This is a genomic window from Paracraurococcus ruber (assembly GCF_004353985.1).
In the GTDB taxonomy this organism is placed as follows: domain Bacteria; phylum Pseudomonadota; class Alphaproteobacteria; order Acetobacterales; family Acetobacteraceae; genus Paracraurococcus; species Paracraurococcus ruber.
This window is the reverse complement of the sequence record NZ_SMOA01000530.1, coordinates 1-1,823: the sequence shown is the minus strand read 5'-3', so window position 1 is coordinate 1,823 and position 1,823 is coordinate 1. Positions and strand designations below refer to the sequence as shown.

The 1,823-nt window shown below is 79.6% G+C and carries 1 protein-coding gene; it reads right to left on the bottom strand.

Features of this window, described 5'->3' with window-relative positions; genetic code table 11:
• The coding region (locus tag E2C05_RS33685) for a hypothetical protein (RefSeq protein WP_158292500.1) at positions 1–1,823 on the bottom strand (1,823 nt) is incomplete at both ends.

The following is a 1,823-nucleotide window of genomic DNA, read 5'->3' as shown; positions in this document are numbered from 1 at the left end:
CGCCGCGCTGTCGGCCAGCGCCGCCTGCGCCGCCACCGCATCGCCTTCCGCGAAGCGCAGCGCGGCAAGGCGCAGCCCGATCGCGGCGCGCGGCGCGCCGGCCGCGCGCGCCATCGCCTGGCCGAGCAGCCCGGCGGCGCGATCGGCGAGGTCGAGCGCCTGCAGCCGGTCGGCCAGCACCGCCACCGCCTGCTCCCCACGCGAATCGGCCGGCAGCAACTCGGGATAGGCGTCGAAGAGCGCCACGGCTGCGAGCGGCTTCTCCTGCTCCAGCGCCGCCAGGAAGCTGTCTTGGATGCCGGGCTGCAGCGCCGCCGCCTGGTCCGGCGCCATCGCCGCCGTCTCCCGCAGCAGGGCCAGGGCGCCGCGCGCATCGCCCGCCTGGCGGCGCAGCGCGGCGACACGCAGCCGCGCCTCGGTCTCCGTCGCATCGCCGCGCCAGGCGAACAGCGCGACCTCCAGCGCCCGCGCCGCCTGCCGCGCATCCATCCGCCCGGTCGCCAGCCGCAATTCCACGCCGCGGCGGATGGCCCGCGCCCGCGCCTGCCGGTCGCGGCCCATCGCGACGCGGTCATAGCCCGCCAGCGCCTCCTCCGCCCTACCCTCCAGCTCGGCCAGCATGGCGCGCGGCAGCATCGCCTCCTCGCCCTCCGGCATCGCCTCGACCAGGCGGCGCAGCGCCGCCCGCTCCCGCCCCTCGGCCAGGGACAGCGCGGCGAGCGGCAGCAGCCGCGCCCGCAGCCCCGCTGGATAGGTGAGCAGCAGCGGCAGCGTCGCGGCGAAGCCCGGCGCCGCCGGCGCCCATTCGCCCTGCGCCGCCTTCAGCGCGGCGCGCCAGAGCGTCGATTCGTCGGTATCGGCCCAGTCCGGCGCCCGCAGCGCGCCGGCTTCCGACACCCGCCCGGCAAGCAGCGCCGCGGCGCCAACCAGCGCGGCATAGCGCGGGTCGGCGGCATTGCGCGGGTCCTCCCCGAAGCCGAGGCTGAGCACCGCCTGGGCTTCCTGCGGCAGGCCGAGCGCCAGCAGCACCTCCCCCGCCGCCCGGCGCTGCGCCAGGCGCTGCAGCGGCGCGGCGGCGACGATGCTGGCCTGCAGCGACTGCAGGCGGGTGAGCAGTTCCGCCGGCGGCTGGCCCGGCAGGTCGAAGCTGCGGGTCATGGACGGGCTGCTGGCGGCCTGCGCCACCGCCGCTTCCAGCGCGAAGCGGGCGCCGCCGGCGGCGGCCACGGCGAAGCGCCCGGCCAAGGCCTGCAGCGCGATCCCGTCCGACCGCGCCAGCACCGCGGCGCCGAGCATGGTGGGCGGCAGGTCGAGCTCCGGCAGGCGACGCCCGGCGCGCATCGCCTCCGTCCCCTCCCGCAGGGTGCCGAGCAGCAGGGGCAGGCCGGTCTCCGGGTCCCGCACCGGGACCACGCGGCCGGGCTGGGCGGCGCGCAGCAGCAGCCGCGGCGGCGGGCCTGCCTCGGCCTCCAGCACCATGGTCGCGCCCTCGACCGGCGGCGGGGCGCGATGCGCCTCGATCACCCAGCCGGCGGCATCCCGGCGCGCCCGCAATTCGGCCGGCGCCGGCAGCGGCAGCCGCAGCAGCGTGGCGCCCGGCAGCGTCTCGGCCGCCAGGGCGGCGAATGTGGCGTCGTGCCGCAGCGGCCGGAGGTCCGGCGCCTCCTCGGAGTCGAGGACCAGCAGCACGTCCCCGCCGCGGCGCAGCAGGGCGGCGCCGGTGCCGGCGGGCACCGGCAGCAGGATGGCGGGCGGGTTGGTGCCGACGAGCCGGGCCGGACGGGCGCTCCGGGCGGGCAGGGCCGGCGGCAGGTCGGGCGGCG